Raw genomic sequence first — 20,069 nt, 5'->3', positions numbered from 1 at the left:
CATGTCCGAAATAACTAGGCGCATGCTGCTCCAGAGTGCGGGTGCCGCCGGTGTCGGCGCCGTCCTAGCGGGTTGTGCGTCCGATGAGGACCTGAACCCGACACCGGCCGGCACCGGTGCCCCGCAGGAGACTTTCACCGAGCCCACTCGCAAGCTGTCGGGCGAGCTGAAAATCCTGCTGTGGAGCCATTTCGTCCCCAGTCACGACACTTGGTTCGACCGGTTCGCCCAAGACTGGGCCGCCAAGACCGGTGTCAAAGTGACGGTCGACCACATCGACCAGGCACAGATCCCGACCCGCATCGCCGCCGAGATTTCGGCAGGCCAGGGCCACGATCTGGTTCAGTTCATCGCCTGTCTGTCGCATCTGGAGGAAGGCGTCCTCGATCTCAAGGACGTCACCGAAGAAGCTTCCAAACGCTGGGGCACTCAGCTGGAGCTTTGCCGCAAGTCCAGCCTGAATCCGAAGACCGGCAAGTTCTACGCCTACTCGCCCGGGTGGGTGCCCGACCCCGGCAACTTCCGCAAGACGCTGTGGACACAGGCCGGCTTGCCGAACGGTCCGTCCACGTGGGAAGAGCTGCTCAAGGGCGGCACCGAGATCATGAAGTCGAAGAACATTCAAATGGGGCTAGGCATGTCCCAGGAAATCGACTCCAACATGGTGCTGCGCGCGCTGATGTGGTCGTTCGGGGCGTCCATTCAGGACGCGTCGGAAAAGGTTTCCCTCAACTCGCCGGAAACCATTGCGGCCGTTGAATATATGACGACACTGTTCAAGCAGACCATGACCAACGAAGTCTTCTCGTGGAACGCCGCGAGCAACAACCAGGGCCTCGTCGCCGGCAAGCTGTCCTATGCCGTGAACTCCATCTCGGCTTACCGCACCGCGCAGACCCAAAGCCCGGAAGTGGCCGACGACATTCACTTCGTACCAGCGCTCAGCGGCCCGCGCGGTGCGCTCGCCGCACAGCACGTCATGTACAACTGGATTGTTCCGAAGCACGCGAAGAACCCTGACGCGTCAAAAGAATTCCTGCTGCACTACACCGCCAACTACGCCGCGGCGACCTACGCCTCGAAGCTCTATGACTTCTGCGCGTGGGACAAGCTGACCCCGCAGCTCAACACCTGGCTGGCCACGGATCCCTTCGGCTCCAAGCCCGCTGACAAACTCAAGCTGCTCGGCGATGCCACCAAGTGGAGCACCAACATTGGGCATCCCGGCCCGGCTAACCCGGCCGAGGGCGAGGTGTTTAGCACCTTCATCATCCCGAACATGTTCGCCCGCGCGGCCCGTGGTGAGGTCAGTGCCCGGCAAGCCGTGCTCGACGCGGAAAACCAGATCAATCCCATCTTCGCCAAGTGGCGGGCCAAGGGCCTGGTGGGTGGCTAATGGCGATCGTCGAGGTCGCCGGTCTGGTCAAAGAGTTCGACTCCGGCAAGGTTCGCGCGATCGACAGCGTGGACCTTGCCACCAAAGAAGGCGAATACCTGGTGCTGCTCGGCCCCTCGGGCTGTGGCAAGACCACCTTGCTGCGCACGATCGCCGGGCTGGAGCAGCCGACCTCGGGGCAGGTGCTCATCAACGACACCGTCGTGACGCACCTGCCGCCCCGGGCCCGGCAGATCGCCATGGTGTTCCAGAGCTACGCGCTCTATCCACATAAGACAGTGCTGGGCAACATCGTCTTTCCGTTGCGGGCCGCGCGCGTGAATCCGCAAGAGCGGCAACGCAAAGCCGAGTGGGCCGCCGGGCTCCTCGGCATCGAGCACCTGCTGGCACGCAAGCCGCGCCAGCTTTCCGGCGGGGAGCGGCAGCGTGTCGCGCTAGCGCGTGCCCTGGTTCGCGATCCTCAGGTCTTCCTGCTCGATGAGCCACTGTCCAACCTGGATGCCAAGTTGCGCGCGTCAGCACGTGACGAACTCAAGCGCTTTCAGCAAGAAGTCGGCACGACCACCATCTACGTCACACACGACCAGGTGGAGGCGATGGGGCTCGGCGACCGGATCGCCGTTTTCTCACAGGGCAAGGTGCGCCAGATCGGCCCGCCCACGGAGGTCTACGACGATCCGGCGGACACCTTTGTCGCCACGTTCATCGGTTCACCGCCGATGAATCTCGTGCCCGACGGGGAAAAGCTGGTCGGCTTCCGCCCCGAGCACCTGCTGCCCGCGACCGTCCTCAACGGCGATGCCATGCGCATCGAGCTGGCCGTGCAACGGTTGGAATACCTCAGCGGCGACCGCCACCTCTACGGCACGGCCACCGGCATCGGGGAACCCACGCGTGTCATCTCCCGCCTTCCCGCCACCGTGACCGAGCCGGTCGAGCCCGGGCAGACGTATGACTTCGCCGTCAACCGCGACAAGGTGCGCTACTTCGACGCGGCGAGCGGATTGCGTACCACGTCATGAAAGCGAAAATCGCGGACCGTGACGGCGCTTTGGCCTGGATCTTCCTGATGCCTAGCGTTGTCTATATCCTCGCTCTCGTCGCCGTGCCATTCATCCTGGCGGTCGGGCTCGCGGTCTCGGACGTGACGGCCGGTGATCCGAGCTTCAACTTCGTGGGCGGCAAGAACTTCGAGGCGGCTTTCAGCGATCCGGTCTTCTGGCGGTCGTTAGGCAATACGTTCCTTTTCACTTCCGTGTCCATGGTGCTGATCGTCATTCTCGGCAAAGTGGTCGCCAACATTCTGATCGCTGACTTCAAAGGCAAGTGGTTCGTGCGCTTCCTCGTGCTGCTGCCGTGGACGACGCCGGTGACCCTTGGCGCGATCTCGTGGCTGTGGCTGCTCGACTCGATCTACTCCCCCATCGACTGGGTGCTGCGGCAGCTGGGTTTCCTTGCGCCCCAAGGCAACGGGTCGAACATGTACTGGCTGGGCGAGCCCGGTCTGGCCATGCTTTCCGTTATCGCCGTGCACGTTTGGCGCCTGACACCGCTGGCTGCCGTCATCATGATGGCCGGGCTTGTCGCCATCCCCAAGGACATGGACGAGGCTGCCCGCATTGACGGTGCTGGCTGGTGGCGGCGCATGTTCGAGGTGACGATCCCGATGACACTGCCTGTGATCGCGGTCGCGGCTTTGTTCGGCGCCATCTTCACCTTCACCGACATGGCCGTCGTTGACGTGCTTACCAACGGCGGGCCCAACAACGCCACGCAGGTGCTCACGAGCTGGGCCTTCTTCCGCGGCATCGACGGCGGTGACATCGGCCAGGGCGCGGCCGTGGCCTTGTTCCTGTTCCCGCTACTCATGGCTGCCGCGATCGCGATCCTGCGTGCCGTGCGCAAGCTGGAGGTGCACTGATGGCCGCCAAGGGATCGGCGCGCCCGGTCATGCCACGTGTGGCGCTTTACCTCGCCGCCATCACGGTCGCGTTCTGCAGTGCCGCACCGTTTTTGTGGAGCGTCATCACCGCTTTCAAGCAGAACCGCGATCTGTATAACCCGGACAACAACCCGTTCCTGTTCAACCGCCCGCCGACACCCGATCACATCGCCTATCTGTTCGAGAAAACGGCCTTCGGCACGTACCTGTGGAACACGCTGTGGGTCGGGGTCCTCGTCGTGCTCATCACCCTCGTGTTAGGACTCCCGGCGGCTTACGCGCTGGCCCGGCTCGACCGTCCGTGGGCGGGCTGGTTCGGCATCGTCATCTTCCTCGTCTATCTCGTTCCGCCCAGTCTGCTGTTCCTGTCGCTGTCACGGATCGTTGTGGCGCTGGGGCTTCAGGACTCGACGTGGTCGCTGGTCGTGATCTATCCGACGATCACGATCCCGGTGTCGATATGGCTGCTGATCGGCTTCCTCAAAGCCGTGCCGCGCGACATCGAAGAGCAGGCGATGGTCGACGGCTACAGCCGCCTGGGCGCGTTTTGGCGTGCCGTGGTGCCGTTGACGTTCCCCGGCATCGTCGCGGTGGTCGTGTTCGCGTTCACCCTGACCGCCAGCGAGTTCATCTACGCCCTCGCCTTCGTCTCCCCATCGTCGGAAAAGGTGCTCTCGACGGGTGTCCCCACGGAACTCGTGCGCGGCGATGTGTTCTTCTGGCAGTCATTGCAAGCGGCGACCATCATCGTGGCCCTGCCGCTCGCGTTCGTCTTCAACCTCTTCCTCGACCGCTTCATCGCCGGATTCACTCAGGGAGCCGTCAAAGGCTAGTCGTCGCCCTCGCCGTATTCGTCTTCATCGTCGGGTGCGGCAAGTTCCCAGTCCTTGATGTTGTTGCTGGCGACCAGCTCGGCCGCCTCGGCTGACGACGGATCCTGGGCGAGCAGGGCCCGGGTCAACAGGACGTGCACGTCACGCTTTTTCTTGTCCGGGGTGGCGGTCAGCAATTCCCGGGCCCTGGTTTCGGCTTCGGCGGGACGGTTCGTGACGAGAAGCAGCTGACACACGAGATGGGCCGCGCGAGGTTGCCGCTTGGCACCGGACTGCGCCACCTCCAGGGCAAGCGGCAGCGCCTGCTCGTGAAGGTCATGGTAGGCAAGGGATTCAGCGGCCCGCATCGCGAACTTGAGCCAGTTGCCTTGCTCGCGCAGGGTTTCGGCCCGCTCAAGCAGAGCCAGATCACCATTGGCCGCAAGGGCTTCACCGAGCGCCCGCAGTTCCCGGTCGGGGTCGCCCGTCTCGCGGTAGAGGTCGGCCGCGGCGATGAAACGTTCCGCGCGCTCGTCTCCCCAGTAGAGCTTGGCGCTCTGCTCGGTCAAGCGCGCCTTTTCCCGTGGCTCGGCATCGGGCAGCAGCTCATCGAACAGGCTCTTGGCCGTGTCGCGGTAGGCGTAGGCCTCCCGGTACAAGTCCCACAGGAGCAGTTTCGCCTCGCGCACCAGGCCCGTCAGGCCAGCGCGCTCAACGGCGATAGCCGCTTCTTCAGCCGCCGCGATGGCTTCTGGGTGGTTCTTCTTACTCATCGCGATAGCGGCGTCGAGCCGTGCCCGGGCAGCGCCTTCGACGTCTCCGGCCTGAGTGTGCTCCGCGATGCGTTCTTGAAGAGCCACGATCGCTTTCTTCTTGGTACCAAGTGAGTCCATCACGCTCAGCGAAACGTGCTCCGCCACCGGTTCGGCGGTCATCCTGCGTTCGGCGAGTTCGCTTTGATGGCTGGTGCCATTGCGGGCGTCGAACTTGGCGGCGAGGTCACGGGCGAAGGCAGCCAGCTCGCCGCGCAGCGCGTCGACCGTCGTTTCCTGACGGCGGCCCGTGGCGCTGGCCCGGCCCAGGAGTGTCGTGTCGCCAAACCCGTTGGCGGACAGACGGTTGAGCACGAGCGCCGCGGGCGCGGCGAACTGCAGTGAGTCGGCTGGGGACGGTGAGACTTCCAGCCACGGCAAGTGTTTCTCGACCACTTCGAGACCGCGGGTCTCGTTGCCACTACGGCCCAGGAACGTCAAGTGCAACCCGATCCCGCCGAGGTCGGTGTGATCGGTGCGCATCTGGCGATAGGAGTTGCGGTGTGCCTCAGCGGCTTCCGCGTGCTGGCCCGTGTTGAGGTAAGGCAGCATGAGATAGGCCTGCACCCAGCGCGGCTGCCGCCGGCACCAGCCCCGCTTGACCGGCCCGCCCACCTTGACGGCCTCTTCGAACTTGCCGATTTCGCTGAGATAGCGCGTCTGCGCAGAAGGCACGCACACCGAGCAGTTGGCCAGACTGTCCATCTTGGACGTCACCATGTCGTGGTAAGACCGCGCGGCCGCGTCGAAATCGCCGACGTGCATGGCGATCTGCCACCGTGCCTGATGCACGGCATGCAGGCTGTGCCCACCGAGCAGATAGCGGCGCTGCATGTCATCGAGCACGGCATAGGTGCGGTCGAGCGGAATGTCGGGGAAGTCAGGCAGCGCGTTGACGACCCACTTGAACTGCCACAGGATCGTGTGTTCGCTGTAGTCGTCGGCGACCGTGGGATCGCGGTCATAAGCGGCCAGGCTCTGTGAGAAAGCCAGAAACGCGCGGCGATCGTCACCACCGAACGTGAACGTCTCAATGGACTCGTGCCTGAACTCGAACGCCAGCTTCGCATCTCCACTCGCGTCGGCATGGCGGATCGCCATATCGAGCGCCTGGAACTTCGCCGGACCGTCCGGCATCGCTTGCGCCTGCGCGAACATGTCCCGGAGCTGCTGTTCAGAATGCATGGCTACACCGATCCGTTTCGCATCGCCCGAGCGAGCAGGCCCAGGAACGACTGGTTCATCGCCGCCGTGTCCGCGGGGCGCATCGGCTGATGTCCCAGCAGCAGAGCCTGAATGTAAAGCCCTTCCAGCGCAAGGGTTAGCAGCTCTGGCTCGGCGATGCCGGCCGCCTGGCGCACCAGTGGATTGCGGAAGTTCAGCACGAGCTGTGGGCGCTCTGTCTTGCCCGCGGTAAAGGAGCCGAGGATGGACGCCCAGACGTCGTCGACGTTTTCCTTGCCCCGCTCCATATCCAGATGGAAGGCGGTGTCGCTGTCGAGAAGGTATAGGGCGGGCAGACCCGAAGGGTCGAAAGCCCGGACGAGAACCTCAACGCCGAAGCGGTCGAGCGTTCGCTGCGCTAGCGACAGGAACGGGCGCAGGCTCAACTCCGTCGCCGGCTCCAGCTCCTCCAGCTGTGTCGCCAGATCACCGGCGCCCAGCGGCTCGATGATGGTTTCCTTGTCCAGATCGGGCAAGCGTGAGACCAGCTCAGCGTCATAGACATATCCGGCGTTGACGACCGGAATCCCCTGAGCCGAGGCGACCGCGACGATCTGGCGGAACTCGTCTAGTGACGCCGCATAGCGAATGACACCATGCGTGGCACGAAATTCCGCGAGCGTCATCGGGCCCACGGTCGTTTCGAACGGCCACCACTGCTCGACCAGGCGCAGCATGTCATCGTCGTGCACGGCGAGCGCTTTGACGCCAAGGTGATGGATGCGCAGGAACGCGGAGAGCTTGCGCTCATCCATGGCTCCGAGCCGCGCGATCCAGCCGCGCAGCTGATCGCCCAGTCCATCGCGTACTTGTTCGAGCAGCCCATCGTCATAAAGCGCTTCACGGCTGGCCGTCGGGCGCAGCTCGGTCGTGTCGACGACGCAGCGCACGAAGAACGCCCACTCCGGCAGCAGTCCCTCGATGCCCTCGCTCAGCAGCATCTGCTTGAGATAGACGCGATGCGCGGCACGTGAAGCCGGGCTCGACTGCATCGGCAGCACGAACGCGACCCCACGCAAGCCAGCTTCGGCCACCGACAGGTCAATCACGTCAAACGGGGTGAAGCCGAAGACATCCTCGGCATAGGACAGCAGCCGGGCCCGGCGCGCTAGCGGCGATTCGCCTTCGGCGGTCTCCCACGGCGGCAGCCCAATCGTTACCAGTTCGCCGTCAACGGTCACCGGAATCGGCAGCATCGAGCCGTAGAGACCCGCTAGTTCGCGGACGGTGTCTGCCTCGACCCACTCCTGAGCGCCGTGGCGCGGGTCGAGTGTGACCACCGTACCGGCCGTGGGCAGCCATTCTTCCTCTGGCAGCACGCGAACCTGATAGCTGCCGTCAGACGATCCGATCCACTCCACCGTTGGCGCGTCGCCGCACCGGCTGTGCACCTGAATGCGGTCTGCGACAAGGAAACACGACAGCAAGCCGATGCCGAACTGTCCCAGGAACTCGTGCCGGGCGAACCCGAGATCGTCGCGTTTGGAGCTGCGCCCGATCGTCGCGAGCAACTCGTGCACCTGTGCCTCGGTCAGGCCGATCCCGTTGTCGGTCACCCGCAGCGGCCCGCCCGTGTGCGCGGGAGTCTCAATCGCCACCGCCCCAGCGTGTTCGGGGTGGTGCGTGCGCAGCGCCGTGATCGCGTCAACGGCGTTCTGCATCAGCTCCCGGACATAGACCCGGGGGCTCGCGTAAAGATGGTGGCTGAGCAGATCGACAATGCCACGGAGATCAACCTGAAACGTGAACGACACGGCAAAGCACGTTACCGGCACCGGATGAATTCCGCTGCTCCATTGCTGTCGCCCACCTGACCGCTCTAGCGACGCAATCTCATACTTTGCCCGCTTTCATGGTGCGGCGGCCTAGTGACGATGGCGGATGAGGCAGAATTCGTTGCCCTCGGGATCGGTGAAGACGGTCAGGTTCTCCTGCTCGCGCACGAGGGTCGCGCCAAGGGCGATGAGCCGGTCCTGTTCCTCGGGCGAGGCGACGATGTCGAGATGGATGCGGCCGACGGGCCGCAGATCGTGGGCGACGGCGATCCAGACGTCGACCTGATCGCCTGACGGGTCGTGCAGGAGACAGGACTCGAAGGGCTCGAGGGTTCGCGTGGCGACTTTGGCGTGGTCTTCCTCCACCAGGGGCAGGCCTGTCGCGGCGGACCAAAACGGTGCCATGACGTAGGGGTCACGGCAGTAAATCACGACGGACGATATCTTCGGCACAGCGCCAACATAACCAGGACGTCAATGGATTTCGCCGTGGAACGGGGTGACCCCGGGCCGGCTGAGGGCGGCCCGGGGTCGTGAGGGGGATGGGGCTAGGCCGCGGAGACGTTTAGCTCCGCGAGCGAGGTCCAGGCTCCACCGTTCACTTCGGACAGGGCACGTAACCTGACGTACCGCCCGGTTTTGGCGGTGAAGCAAGCGGACTGTTCGGTGGCGCTGTTGGCCCACGTTCCGGTCGCTACGGCGGCGCCCCAAGTGGTTCCGTCGGTGGAGACGTAAACCTCGTACCCGGCGATTCTGCCGTTGGTGCCGGTTTGCCTGGGCAGGGCGTAGACGCAGTTGACCGCGTGGGTACCGCCGAGATCGATGCGAATTTCGTGCGGGTGCACCGGATCAGGGTCAACCGTGGACCACGCGGTGTGCCACAGTGTCGCCGGATCGCCATCGAGCACGTTGGCGGCCTGTCCCCCACTGGCGTCATCGGCGCTGGAAGCGAAGGTGACGGTCATGGACGATTGGGGAAGACGTGACTGGACGCCAACGTTGATTTCGGCGGCCGAACTCCAGGCGTTGCCGCCCACTTCGGACAGTGCCTTCAAGCGCACGTAACGGCCCGTCTTAGCGGCGAACGTGACGGTCTGTTCAGCGGTCGAGCTGGGCCAGGTGCCGGAAGCCACCGCCGTGCCCCAGTTCGTGCCGTCGGCCGAGACGTAGACCTCGTACTGCCCGATCCGGCCGTTGGCGCTGTTTTGGCGGGGCAGGTAGTAGAGGTTGGTCACCTGGTAGGTGCCGCCGAGATCGAGGTCGAGCGTGTGCGGCAGTGGTGCGGTTGAGTTGTACCACTGGGTGTGCCAGATCGTCGCGGAGTTGCCGTCCAGGACGTTGGCCGCGGCACCGTTCTCGCCCACGGTTTCCTGGCTGTCCACGGCACGGATGGACATTTGCGACTGCGGGAGCCGGTTGCCCACGGGCGTTCCGCCACCGAGGTCGTCGACGGCCAGATTGTCGATGATCAGATCACGGTCCTGATTGGACGTTTCCGGGGTCAGCTTCTTCATGCCGATCCAGGCGTCGGTTCCGGCCGTGAACGTCTTGGTGAAGGTTGTGGTGGTGTGGGCCTGCGCCAGTGAATCCGTCGAGACTTCAGAAGCGCCAGCGCCTAGGACAAAGCCGTAATCGCCGCCGACGGACTGCTGATAGCTAAACGTCACGCGGTATTGCCGGCCGGGTGTGAACCGCAGCGTTTGCGGCAGCGTCCGGTAGATCAGCCCTTGCCGCTCCTCGTGGGCTTTGAGGGACTGCTGACCGGCGATCACGTCGTCGATGAGCTTGCCGTTCCAGCCCTTCTGCGTATATGGCGCGTGGATCTGGGCGAGGTGGGTGCGGGGATCGGTGGCTGACCCGCCCGCGTTGCCGACCACGAACGGATACCAGCCCTGGTCCACATTCTCAAAATCCTCGAAGAACATGTGGGTACCTTGCGGAGACCGCACCGTTTTCACGACGCGCACATCGTCGAACGTGACAGCCGCCGTGCCAGCGTCGGCTTGCAGCGAGAGCGCCGCGGCCGACTGTCCTGACAGGACGTCGAAGAGCACGCGCATCCGCTGCATGGACGAACCGTTCTTTTCGTCTCCGCCAACGTTGTTGGTGTAAGGCGAGTTGGTGGTGTAGGCAGACTGGCCACCCGCGGTCAGGGTGGCGCGGCGGCCGGAAGACGTTGACACGTAGACGGATGCCGCATAAGTGCCGGGAGTCAGGCCGGTCACGGTCTGGGTAACCGAGGCGGCTCCAGAACCCATGACCAACTGCGACTGCCCTAGCGCGTTGCGGGTTACCGAAGCCGCCCCGGAGACTGTCCAGTCATTCGTACCCCCGAAGAATCCTGGATTCTTAACCGGACCGCCCTCGCCCCAGTTCGGGGATGAGTGAGCCGGTGCCGTGGCGGGATAGACGACATATGGTGTCTTGGCCGTGGCGTTGATGGTGACCTGCCCGCCGGAGACATTGAGATCAGAAACGAAGACGCGCCCGGTGTCCGTGAGGCGATACAGCTTCGCGGTGGTTGCGGTCCAGCTAGTGGGTACTCCGAAAGTGCTCGGCCCGCCGCCATCGTTCCAGTGATACAACTTGGCGTCGTTGTCCCACGGCAGCAGATAAGCGTTGCCCGACAAGACCGTGCGTCCGTCGCGCGTGATCGTGCGGGTGGAACCGCTCACGCTGGCGGTGACACCACCCGTGAAGGTGATCGTGTTGCCGCTCCACCTGCTGATCGTCTGGTGCTGCAGGAACTTGGTCGGCACGTTGACGCCGAAGGTGGTGTTCACGAAAGCCGTGAAGTCTTTCTTACCCTGCCAGCCTTCGTAAGCCGTGATTTCGGCCCCGCCGAGCACGGGATGGCGGGCGATCCAGTCATCGCGCTGGTGGTTGCGAATGAACCGCGCGATCTGGGAGTTGATGCCCTTGTAGTCGGATCCGCCGTAGTTGACGTCGGTGGCCCAGTGGTTCCAGAGCGTGTTCTCCTCGAACTTGTCCGGGAACTCTGTGGTGACCTGATAGCCGAGGCCGTTGATTTCGCGGGCGAACTTGCGCGTCTCCCAGCCGTCGCCATACCAGACATCCACATAGAGGAAGTCGAGGTTTGGCACCTCATTCTTGAGCTGCTGCAAGCGGTTGAGCCGGTTGCCTGAGTTGGCGTCGAAGCGGCGGTCGATGTAGTACGACTGGTCGAGCCAGTCCCAGCCCTTTGAGCTCTCGTCCACGAGCGTGTCACTGAACGTCTTCGCGACCGGGTATGCCTCTGTCGCCTGCATGTGCACACCGAAGTCAGCGTTGTAGGCCGAGCCCTGATTCACGAGAGTATTCAGATCGGTGAGACCACCGGCGCGGGTGTTCATGTTGCCGCCGTAGTCGGGGTGTGCGGAGTCATGACCCTCTGAGGCGTAACCCTTGAGCAGAACGAACTGGCCGAGGTTGTCCGTGGCTAGCGCGACACGTTTGGTCTCATCCAGTGTGCGCAGGAACGGATGGGTGGCCTGCGACGCGAAGTTGAACGGAATCCGTTGCACGACCCGGTCTTTGGTTTCCTGCCAGCCGAGCGGGTTGGTCATGATGTCGCGGAAGGCGATGGCGCCGTCTTGCCAGTCAACGGCACTGTCAGCATTGCGGTCCGCGGTGATGACGATTTTAGCGAAGGGCAGCGGTTCTTGCTCGGTGGCGCCGTTGGCCTTGACCGTCCAATCACCACTCCACAGGCCGGCCCGCCGGTAGGTTCCCTTGTCCACGACCTGTTTGCGGATGCGGCCGTTTTCGTTGGCGTTGCCGCCTGAGGGGCTGTCATAGTACGAGTTGGTGGAGATCGCGGCAGCCAGTTGCGCCGTGTTGGCGATGGCATACATGACGCCCACGGGACTGGCGTTGACCGCGGTGGTGCCGGTGATGGAGGTGAACGTGTCGCCGGTGCCCGTGGTCGCTGTATGCATGTTGGCCGTCGCGAGAGCGGCACCGGTTTGCGTGCTGCGAACGGACACGAGGTTGTGGTTCGGGATCGCCAGGCTCATCACGCCGGACGAAGCACTGGTGACCTTGAATTCAACGGCGGTGCCGCTGACGGAAATCGTCGCGTTGACGGTGGCACCAGTGGAAAACGACATCGCGTAGTCAACCTTGGTAGAGCTGACCGTGCTCGTAATCGTTGGGGTATAAGCCGTTCCGTTAAGCACGACTTGGCTGAGCGTGTCTTCCTGTCCGTGCAGGGTGCTGCCGCCGAGGGTGTAGCTGATGACGCGGGGAAACGCCGAATCGACTGAGGCGCTGAGTGATCCGGAGCTGATCGTCACCGGGGCGGCGAGCGCTGGTGCGGGAATTGCCACGGCACCGGCCGCGACGGCCAGTGCCAAGACGAGAGTTCGTCTCATTCTCGTGCTCCCGTTCTGAAGTCATACAGACAAGGCAGTTGCGGAAGTGGTGTGGTCCCCCGTTGCGTGTGGTAGCTGAACCACAGATCGTCGAGCGCGTCTTCGCCTTCGCGCAGGTCATCCACGATGATGCCGGTGTCGACGATGCGTGCGGCGCGGTCGAGGCGGCCCGCCGCGAGGGCTGCCCGGCATTCGAGCAGCCGAACCCGGCCGTGTAGGCGCAAATCAAGCACGAGCCGGTCGATGAAGGTGAGTGCTTCGGCTGGTTTGCCGGCTTCCAGGAACGCCTGGATCGTCTCTACGGCGATGGCCCTGACGCCGGGAACCATGCCATGTGCTTGACGCAGCAGCTCCACGGCCGCTGCCGCGTCCTGCGCCGCGAACGCCAGATTCCTTAGTGCCCAGGGGTTCTCGCTCTCGGCACGGGATTGTTCCCACGCGCTGACCGCCTGCTCGCGCTCGCCGGCGTGCCAGCGCGCCACTCCCAGGTGCAGCAGCGTGAACCAGTTGTGTGGGCTCGCGTTTTCGAGCAGGTGCTTCCATTGTGGACTGACCTGATAGCTCGCCGGAGACAGCCGTGGCGCCGGAGCGGTCATCGTGCCGGCCTCCAGCAGGGTCACCCACGACGCCTGATCCCGCCCGAGCGACTCGTCACCAAACGGCGTCCCGGGCAAATCCAGCCCGCCGTGCCATGCCCACTGTGGCGATCGCGGTCCCGGCTCTGCGGCACCATCGGGCCAGGCCAGCATGGCAGCCTTGTCGTGCGGCCCGGGTGCGGCGGAAGGCGCGTGCGGCGCGGACCCTGCGGTGGCGACCGCATCGATTCGCGAGCGGAGGCGAGATTCGAGGGCGCCCCAGCCGGAGCCGGTGTGCAGGATTTCGGTGGGTCGTGCGTCCACGGTGGACGGATCGAGCGCTGGCAGTTGCGGCAGAACGGCGGTTACGGCGGCGGTGGCGTCACCGCGGAGTCCATGAGCCGCGGCCGGGTCAACGGCGACACGGCTGTAGGACTCCAGCCACGACCAGCGCGACTTCGCCGGCATGGGCAGGTGTTCAAGCTGTGTGCGCGCGAGACCGGCCTGGATTTCCAGATACGGGTGGCCGGGCGGGGACAGCCACTCCTGCCATCTCTGCCCGCCGTTGCTGCGTCCCCAGACGAACAGTTTCCGGCCTCTGAGGTTTTCGGTAGAGGTTTGCAGCAGACCCGTGCCGTCGCTGTCGATGGCGGCGATCCAGGGGCGGCGGCCGGGCGGGATGTCGTAGAAGTGATCGGCGGCGTGCTCGAAACGGTCGGTGTAACCGTCGGGCGCGGGGACCTTGTTCAGGATGCCGTCGAAATTCAGGTGCCAGGCCTGTTCGGCTGGTGCCAGCACCCGGGTGCCGTCGCGTTCCGGGACGGCGATGTTGGACCACCAGTAGACGGGCACTTCGTGCTCGTTGGCGTTGGTGATGGTCACGTTCACGAACAGCACAGCGCCTTCGAGCCACACGTCGAGCTGATAGACCAGTTCGCGCATCCGCTCGAATTCCCACAGGCGCAGGAACTTTCCGCCTACGTTGGCGGCGTGCACGGGAGCACAGGTCAAAGGTGTGTGCCCGGTGGTGCCAAGGTTCCACTCCACTCCCCCGGCGAACCACGCGTTGCGTAACGCGAGGTTGCCGGGTTGCAGAACGGTATTGCGGTGCAGCAGTTCGCGTTTGTGCGCCTTGTCGTAGAGCGACCAGAGCCGGCCGCCGTAGTCGAGCAGGAACTCCGCCCGCATCAAGTCGTTCTCTACGACCGCTGTCTTGATCTCGGTGTCAGCGAGGTTGCGGGAGTATCCATCTTGGACGGTGTAGGGCAGCAGCGTGTTCGGCCGGCCATAGGCCAAGTTCCGCGCCATGACAGGGTCGGCCGCGCTCAGGTCGGACGGCACCGTCACCAGCGACGGCCCTCCCAGCGGTGGCAACGGGTTATCCGGCCCGAGCGCGGCCGCGGGCAGGGTAAAGGAGCCGATGCTAATTCTCATTTACCCGACCCCACAGTGAGTCCCTCGATGATGCGCCGGCCGAGCCACAGGTAGATGGCCAGGATCGGGACGACGACAATCACGACACCGGCGAACAAGCCGCCCCAGTTCGACGTGTACTGCATCGTCTGGTACAGACCCAGAAGTGCCTGGGGCAATGTGTATTGCTCGTTGTCGGTGATGAGGATGAGCGCCAGGAGCGTCTCGTTCCACAGGCTGACGATGTTGAGGATGAGTGCCGTGATCAGCCCTGGCTGGGCGAGCGGCAACATGATGCGCACGAACGTGCGCAGTCCCGTCGCCCCGTCGAGCGCGGCCGCCTCCTCCAGGTCTTCTGGCAGGGTGCGGAAGAATCCCGTGAGCAAAAAGACCGTGAACGGCAGCGACATCGCGATGTAGACGATGGTCAGGCTGATCCGGTCGTCCCACCACCCGAAGGTGTCGTTGGCGAACGACGAGATCTGTGTCGTCATCACGAAGATGGGAATGATGACGGCCTGCAACGGGATGCCCATGCCCACGGCGAAAAACGTCGTCAGTGGACTGGCCGTCCAGGTGGTCGAGCGGGTGAGCATATAAGCCGCCGGAGCGGCCAGTGCCACCACGGCCACCGACGCTATCGCCACGATGAACAGCGAGTTGATGAAACCTTGTCCCAGCTCGGAAACGGTCCACGCGCTGTCGTAGTTGGCGGCTTCCACACCGGTCGGCAGCGAGAACGGGTTGTCGAAGATCTCGCGACTGGGCTTGAGGGAGGTGAGGGCGAGCCACCCGAGCAGGGCGACGTTGAAGCCGACCCACACCCACACGGGGATTCTGGCGAGGCGTGCGAGCATCAGAAATGCACCGCCTCTCGCCGCATCACCCGGCGCAGGCCGACCACGAGGACGGTCACGAGGGCGATCATGACGACACCCATGGCACAGCCATAGCCCAGCGCGTAGGCAGGGTTGCGGCCGCCGGTCGTCATGAGGAACTGATAGATCGGAATCGTTCTAGCCTCACTGGGCGGGCTGTCTCCGGTACCAGTGAAGGCGTAAATGAATTCAAAGATCTTCAGGGAGTTAATCACCCACAGCACGGCCGCGACGGTCACGATGTCCCAGCTCATCGGCAAGGTGACGTGCCAGAACTGGCGCCAGCGGTTGGCTCCGGCGAGGGTGGCGTCTTCGTAGAAGTACGCCGGGATGCGCTCCTGCCCGGCCATCAGCAGCGTGACGTAGAACCCGGTCGTCACCCAGATGATGCCGATGAGGATGGTGGCGAAGATGTGATCGGGGGCCAGCCACGAACGGTTGAGCCCCACGGGTTCCAAGACACCGTTGACGACACCCGACGGATCCAGCAGCAGTCCTAACCCGACACCGATGGCCACCGGCGACACGATGTAGGGGAAGAACAGCAGGGCGCGGACCGTCTTGCGGCTCTTCATCTCCCGCAGCACGATCGTCATGAGGAACGCCAGGGCGAAGATGAACACGCCGCAGATCACCAGAATCTTCAGTGAGTTGGCGAACGAGTCTTTGAACGCGTCATCTTCCAGGAGCCGCTTGTAGTTCGCCGCTCCGGTGAAGTCCATCTCGTCGCCGGCTCCCCGCCACTTGTGCAGGCTGATCCAAATGGACGCGATGGCGGGGCCAACGAAGAACGCCACATATATGAGGGTCGCGGGCGCGACGAACGGCCAGTAAAGCCGCCGCCGCGCCCTCGATAGTGCGGTCATTTATTGCTTCCCCAGCTTGATGGTCTCGTCCTTGAGGCGCTTGACGAATCCGGCCGCGTCGAGCTTGCCGTTGAAGAAGTCGGCGTTGGCCGGCTCCCACACGTTGGTCGCCCACTCCGGCGCGATCGCTGAAGCGTCGTCATAGGGCAGGAAGAGGTCGCTACCAGCGGCTGACACTTCCTTCTGGTAGTCGGCCAGCTCCGCTGGCGCGGCCACGTCAGAGCGCGGCGTGAGGTTCTTCGCGTCGGTCGCGATCTTCGCGAGCCGTTCCTTGTTCAGGAAGTACGCGATGAACTTCTTCGCGGCGTCGGCGTTTTTCGCCTTCTTCGGAATGGCGAACCCGATGACCCCGGCCTCCGCGGCCTTGTTGCCCTTGCCACCCTCGACCGTCGGGAACGGGAAAGAGCGGTGCTTGAAGCCGGAAGCCGCCTGCGGGCCGGTCTCGCTCGGTGCCCACGTGCCCATCAGCAGCAGGTCGGTGGGAGTCTTGCCACCCGCCCACGCGTTCTGCTGCGCCGGCCACTTCGTGCCGTTGAAGTCCTTGACCAGGTAGCCGCCCTTGATCAGCTGCTCGACATCCTTGGCGGCCTTGAGGAACGCCGGGTCGTCGAACGTGGCACCGGTCTTGTCGGTCGCGGCCTTCGGCAACAAGCCGATGCCACCGTGACGGATGATGGACCACGTCGTCCAGTAGGCGTCGTAGAACTTGATGTCGCCGTCAAGCGCGATAGGCGTGCGGCCCTTGGCTTTCAGCCCATCGAGCACGGTGATGAACTCTGCCCACGTCTTGGGCGGGTTCGTCGCCAGCTCCGGGTTGGCGGCGGCGTTGAACCACATGGTCGAGCCGATGACCTCGTAGGGCACGACGAACGGCTGCCCGTCCTTGGTCTTGTAAGCCTTGACGAGGCCTTCCGGGATGACCTCGCTGACCTTCTTCGACTCTCCCTCGATGGTCATGCTGTACACATCGGACAGTCCGGTGACGCCGTCGACCTTGCCGAGGTTGCCGGAGATGGCGCCGGCGTCCTGGTCGGTCAGGTCCGGCGGGTCGCCCGCGTTGAGCCGGGCCGCGACCTGCTTGAGCACGTCACGTCCGCTCCACTGGACTTTCACCTTGATGCCGGTGGACTTCTCGAAGCCCTCGATCGCCGATTGCAGCACTTTCTGCTGGTCTTCGCCGGGCTTCCACATGGACCAGTAGGTCAGTTCCTTGTCGCCGCCGCTGCCTGAATCACTTGAGCCGCAACCACTTAGGGCTAACGCCGCGACGGCAGCTATTGCGACTATGTTGCGTACTCTCATTGGGTGCTCCTAACAAGATTTGCAACTTCATGTTTTGTAGATGCAAATATTGCGGCCGCTCTGAGCACAAGTCAACAAGAAACTTCATTTACTGTCTGTTCAATCATGTCGGGAGGCGTTTACTCTTCTTGAGTGAAGAAGTACGACCGCTGGAACGCCCTGATGGAACTGCTCGCCACGCACGGGCAGATTGACATCGACCATGCCGCCGGACAGCTCAAAGTCTCGACGGCCACCATTCGGCGCGACCTCGATGAGCTGACCGCTCAGCAGATGCTCGTGCGCACGAGAGGTGGAGCGGTCGCGCATAGCGTTTCCTACGATCTGCCACTGCGTTACAAGACGGCCCGTCACGCATCGGAGAAGCAGCGCATCGCGCTCGCCGCCGCCGCGATGGTGCCGCCTGACGGCATCGTCGGCCTGACCGGTGGCACGACCACGACGGAGGTGGGCCGGGCGCTCGGGACGCGCACGGATCTGCGATCTGATAGCGGGCCGGTCGAATTCACGTTGGTTACCAACGCTTTGAACATCGCCAACGAGCTAGCGGTCCGTCCCAACTTGAAGATAGTGACCACCGGCGGGGTGCTGCGGCCGCAGTCCTATGAGCTGATCGGCCCCTTCGCCACGAGCGTGCTCAACGAGATCACGCTGGACATCGCGTTCATAGGTGTCGATGGTATCGATCCCGTTCGCGGTGCCACGACACAGCACGAAGGCGAGGCGTTGATCAACCGGCTCATGGCCGAACACGCCAACCGGGTCGTCGCCGTCGCGGACGCTTCCAAGATCGGCCGCCGCGCCTTCGCCCGGATCTGCGGCCTCGATCAAATCGAAACCTTCATCACCGATACTACGGCGACCGACGAGGCCGTGCAGCCCCTGATCGACGCCGGCGTGCGCGTGATGCGTGTGTAGGGTATGCACCGGTGGCGACCCTCGCCGCACCCTGGTTTGGAGTGAAGACAGTGAACGTTGGAGCTCTGAGCCTGCTTATCGACGCGGACGCGCACAAGATTCCGCACCCCGGTGGCATGTTGCTGGCCCACCTCGAACGGGTGCAGAATCTGCTCGACTCGTGGGAAGCCCGCCCGGCGCTGCAGATGGCTGGCCTGTGCCACGCGCTCTACGGCACCGACGGTTTCCCCACCGGGCTCGTGAGTGTGAACGCCCGCGCCGACATCGCCAACACCATCGGCGTGGAGTGCGAAGAGATCGTCTATTGCTATGCCAGCTGTGATCGCAAGTTCTCCTACTCGCAGCTGACCGTCCCGTCTGGACAGTTCCGCGACCGCTTCACCGGGCAGGTCTATGTGCCGACCCTGTCGATGCGCCGCGACTTCGCTGAACTGACCGTCGCCAACGAACTCGACCTGGTCATGGTCAGCGACGAGGTGCGGGCCAGGCACGGTGAGGCGATCAGAAGCCTCGCCATCCGGCTAGAACCGTTGCTGAGCAAGGGAGCTAGCCGGGCGGCGCGGGAACTGGTGACCAGCTAGTCGAGGTGCCAGTTGAGCATGGCCTGGCCGATTTCGGTGTAGTGCCAGGCGTGGATGCCGATCGCCAGCAGCCCGATGACGATAGCGATCACGCGACGGCGTTTGTTTAGGCCCGACGCACCGAAGCCGAAGATGATGGCTAGCACCCCGATGAACGCTGCCGTCATCCCTTCGTCCATCAGCCTGAAGGTGTCAGGAATCCAGCCCAGTTCACGGCCGGCGTTGCCCAGCGTGATCGCGGCGGCCGCGACGGCTATTCCGATGAGGGCAGTGACGACGCGGTATCTGGCACCGGTGCGGCGCCGGGCCGTCCCGGCGATGAGGGTCGCGATTCCCATCCAGGTAACCATCAGCCAGCTCATGATGACGGCCCAAGCGCCCATCATGAGGAGCACCCACAGCGGAATGAGCACGACGAACGGTCCGTCCATGGGCCAAAGGTCCTTGGGATCGAACGGTCCCGCGTATTGCTGCTGCGCCATGGCCGCGAAGATGCCGGGGATGTCCAGAAGGTAATAGCGGAACGGGATCGCGATGAGCCAGGAAATCACTGGTAGCCCGAGTCCTATGAGGACCACGCGGTAGAGCGTGATGACCGACAGCGGCGTCGGAAGCACTATCGTGTGTGGACGGTCGACGCCGGGTTTGCCGGCGTGAGCACGCAATGCGGGCAACGTCCAGGCAGCGGAGAACAGGTAACGCCACTGTCCAGTCGCGCCTATCGCGATGAGGTCGCCGGTCCACTCGTCGCGCTGACGGTTGCGGAAACCTTCTGGCAGAAAGCGGCACAGCAGCCAGATCGCTCCGCGCTGGGCCCGGGTCACCACGCGAGTTTCCTTGTCAGCGCACCGGCTCCACGGCGTTTACCGGCACTCGCCAGCACCTCACGCGCACTCGCGACTCCCGCCCCCGTCAGACGGTAGTAACGCCGGCGCGGACGGCCTTCGGCGTGAGCCTCCGCATCATCCTCTTCCCTGCTGGACAGCCAGCCGGCGCCTTCGAAAGCCACGAGGATCGGGTAAATCGTGCCCGGCTCCAGACCAGCCTCCACCGCCAGGTCAAGGCCATAGCGTTCCTGCTCAGGGTTTTCCAGCATCGCTTGAAGCACGAGCCGTCTTGGTGTCGTCATTCGCAACACAGGCATGTCCGTACTCTATATAGCTATTCCTTATTCTGCATAGGGGTGATTTTGCGTGACACCC

General features: G+C 63.9%; 16 protein-coding genes. 6 read left to right on the top strand and 10 right to left on the bottom strand.

The features are described from left to right. The first annotated feature begins 1 nt into the window (after nt 1). From A3E1_RS0105245 to A3E1_RS0105230, 4 genes are read left to right on the top strand one after another with little or no spacing between them, the layout of a single operon-like run. Nucleotides 2–1,396: an ABC transporter substrate-binding protein gene (locus tag A3E1_RS0105245; protein WP_040390556.1), complete on the top strand. Its 1,395-nt coding sequence runs from the start codon at nt 2–4 to the stop codon at nt 1,394–1,396. Next, the gene (locus A3E1_RS0105240) at nt 1,396–2,418 is read left to right on the top strand and encodes an ABC transporter ATP-binding protein (protein ID WP_020519692.1); all 1,023 of its coding nucleotides are present in this window, start codon (nt 1,396–1,398) and stop codon (nt 2,416–2,418) included. The genes A3E1_RS0105245 and A3E1_RS0105240 overlap by 1 nt, the downstream gene beginning before the upstream one ends. Continuing rightward, nucleotides 2,415–3,317: a carbohydrate ABC transporter permease gene (locus A3E1_RS0105235; RefSeq protein ID WP_020519691.1), complete on the top strand. Its 903-nt coding sequence runs from the start codon at nt 2,415–2,417 to the stop codon at nt 3,315–3,317. The genes A3E1_RS0105240 and A3E1_RS0105235 overlap by 4 nt, the downstream gene beginning before the upstream one ends. Next, nucleotides 3,317–4,171: a carbohydrate ABC transporter permease gene (locus tag A3E1_RS0105230; protein ID WP_020519690.1), complete on the top strand. Its 855-nt coding sequence runs from the start codon at nt 3,317–3,319 to the stop codon at nt 4,169–4,171. The genes A3E1_RS0105235 and A3E1_RS0105230 overlap by 1 nt, the downstream gene beginning before the upstream one ends. Here the strand turns inward: A3E1_RS0105230 and A3E1_RS0105225 are convergent. The 8 genes from A3E1_RS0105225 to A3E1_RS0105190 all read right to left on the bottom strand — a co-directional run bounded on the left by A3E1_RS0105225 (nt 4,168) and on the right by A3E1_RS0105190 (nt 17,368). After that, complete coding sequence (locus A3E1_RS0105225; protein WP_020519689.1) at nt 4,168–6,147, bottom strand: tetratricopeptide repeat protein; 1,980 nt, start codon at nt 6,145–6,147, stop codon at nt 4,168–4,170. The genes A3E1_RS0105230 and A3E1_RS0105225 overlap by 4 nt on opposite strands. Before the next feature lie 2 nt (nt 6,148–6,149). Next, a complete protein-coding gene (locus tag A3E1_RS0105220; protein WP_020519688.1) occupies nt 6,150–7,940 on the bottom strand; it encodes an HSP90 family protein in 1,791 nt (596 codons plus the stop codon). A gap of 111 nt (nt 7,941–8,051) precedes the next feature. Then, nucleotides 8,052–8,414, bottom strand: coding sequence for a VOC family protein (locus A3E1_RS0105215; protein ID WP_020519687.1), 363 nt, complete (start codon nt 8,412–8,414; stop codon nt 8,052–8,054). Between the two features lie 95 nt (nt 8,415–8,509). Further along, complete coding sequence (locus A3E1_RS0105210; protein WP_020519686.1) at nt 8,510–12,334, bottom strand: endo-alpha-N-acetylgalactosaminidase family protein; 3,825 nt, start codon at nt 12,332–12,334, stop codon at nt 8,510–8,512. Beyond that, nucleotides 12,331–14,343, bottom strand: coding sequence for a DUF5107 domain-containing protein (locus A3E1_RS48290; RefSeq protein ID WP_020519685.1), 2,013 nt, complete (start codon nt 14,341–14,343; stop codon nt 12,331–12,333). Before A3E1_RS48290 ends, A3E1_RS0105210 begins: the two co-directional genes overlap by 4 nt. Continuing rightward, on the bottom strand, nt 14,340–15,179 hold the full coding sequence (locus A3E1_RS0105200) for a carbohydrate ABC transporter permease (protein ID WP_020519684.1): 840 nt from the start codon (nt 15,177–15,179) through the stop codon (nt 14,340–14,342). The genes A3E1_RS48290 and A3E1_RS0105200 overlap by 4 nt, the downstream gene beginning before the upstream one ends. After that, complete coding sequence (locus tag A3E1_RS39005) at nt 15,179–16,066, bottom strand: carbohydrate ABC transporter permease (RefSeq protein WP_020519683.1); 888 nt, start codon at nt 16,064–16,066, stop codon at nt 15,179–15,181. The genes A3E1_RS0105200 and A3E1_RS39005 overlap by 1 nt, the downstream gene beginning before the upstream one ends. After that, nucleotides 16,067–17,368 (bottom strand): ABC transporter substrate-binding protein, encoded by a 1,302-nt coding sequence (locus tag A3E1_RS0105190; RefSeq protein ID WP_026208107.1) that lies wholly within the window; start codon nt 17,366–17,368, stop codon nt 16,067–16,069. It abuts the gene before it with no gap. 132 nt (nt 17,369–17,500) lie between these two features. Here A3E1_RS0105190 and A3E1_RS0105185 point away from each other — a divergent pair, with 132 nt between their 5' ends. Further along, nucleotides 17,501–18,286, top strand: a complete 786-nt coding sequence (locus tag A3E1_RS0105185; RefSeq protein ID WP_020519681.1) for a DeoR/GlpR family DNA-binding transcription regulator — start codon at nt 17,501–17,503, stop codon at nt 18,284–18,286. A gap of 11 nt (nt 18,287–18,297) precedes the next feature. After that, nucleotides 18,298–18,867, top strand: coding sequence for a DUF6817 domain-containing protein (locus A3E1_RS0105180; protein WP_211215856.1), 570 nt, complete (start codon nt 18,298–18,300; stop codon nt 18,865–18,867). Here A3E1_RS0105180 and A3E1_RS0105175 read toward each other — a convergent pair. Continuing rightward, nucleotides 18,864–19,694, bottom strand: a complete 831-nt coding sequence (locus A3E1_RS0105175) for a hypothetical protein (protein WP_020519679.1) — start codon at nt 19,692–19,694, stop codon at nt 18,864–18,866. The genes A3E1_RS0105180 and A3E1_RS0105175 overlap by 4 nt on opposite strands. Beyond that, nucleotides 19,688–20,011, bottom strand: coding sequence for a PadR family transcriptional regulator (locus A3E1_RS0105170; RefSeq protein ID WP_026208105.1), 324 nt, complete (start codon nt 20,009–20,011; stop codon nt 19,688–19,690). The genes A3E1_RS0105175 and A3E1_RS0105170 overlap by 7 nt, the downstream gene beginning before the upstream one ends. Nucleotides 20,012–20,069 lie beyond the last annotated feature (58 nt).

Source organism: Catelliglobosispora koreensis DSM 44566 (genome assembly GCF_000379685.1).
In the GTDB taxonomy this organism is placed as follows: domain Bacteria; phylum Actinomycetota; class Actinomycetes; order Mycobacteriales; family Micromonosporaceae; genus Catelliglobosispora; species Catelliglobosispora koreensis.
Note: the sequence above shows the minus strand (reverse complement) of the source record. Positions and strands in the feature narration are given on the sequence as shown.

Coding starts and splice junctions, on each gene's coding strand:
- A3E1_RS0105245 (WP_040390556.1), top strand. CDS start 2: ATGTCCGAAATAACTAGGCGCATGCTGCTCCAGAGTGCGGGTGCCGCC.
- A3E1_RS0105240 (WP_020519692.1), top strand. CDS start 1,396: ATGGCGATCGTCGAGGTCGCCGGTCTGGTCAAAGAGTTCGACTCCGGC.
- A3E1_RS0105235 (WP_020519691.1), top strand. CDS start 2,415: ATGAAAGCGAAAATCGCGGACCGTGACGGCGCTTTGGCCTGGATCTTC.
- A3E1_RS0105230 (WP_020519690.1), top strand. CDS start 3,317: ATGGCCGCCAAGGGATCGGCGCGCCCGGTCATGCCACGTGTGGCGCTT.
- A3E1_RS0105225 (WP_020519689.1), bottom strand. CDS start 6,147: ATGCATTCTGAACAGCAGCTCCGGGACATGTTCGCGCAGGCGCAAGCG.
- A3E1_RS0105210 (WP_020519686.1), bottom strand. CDS start 12,334: ATGAGACGAACTCTCGTCTTGGCACTGGCCGTCGCGGCCGGTGCCGTG.
- A3E1_RS48290 (WP_020519685.1), bottom strand. CDS start 14,343: ATGAGAATTAGCATCGGCTCCTTTACCCTGCCCGCGGCCGCGCTCGGG.
- A3E1_RS0105200 (WP_020519684.1), bottom strand. CDS start 15,179: ATGCTCGCACGCCTCGCCAGAATCCCCGTGTGGGTGTGGGTCGGCTTC.
- A3E1_RS39005 (WP_020519683.1), bottom strand. CDS start 16,066: ATGACCGCACTATCGAGGGCGCGGCGGCGGCTTTACTGGCCGTTCGTC.
- A3E1_RS0105190 (WP_026208107.1), bottom strand. CDS start 17,368: ATGAGAGTACGCAACATAGTCGCAATAGCTGCCGTCGCGGCGTTAGCC.
- A3E1_RS0105170 (WP_026208105.1), bottom strand. CDS start 20,011: ATGCCTGTGTTGCGAATGACGACACCAAGACGGCTCGTGCTTCAAGCG.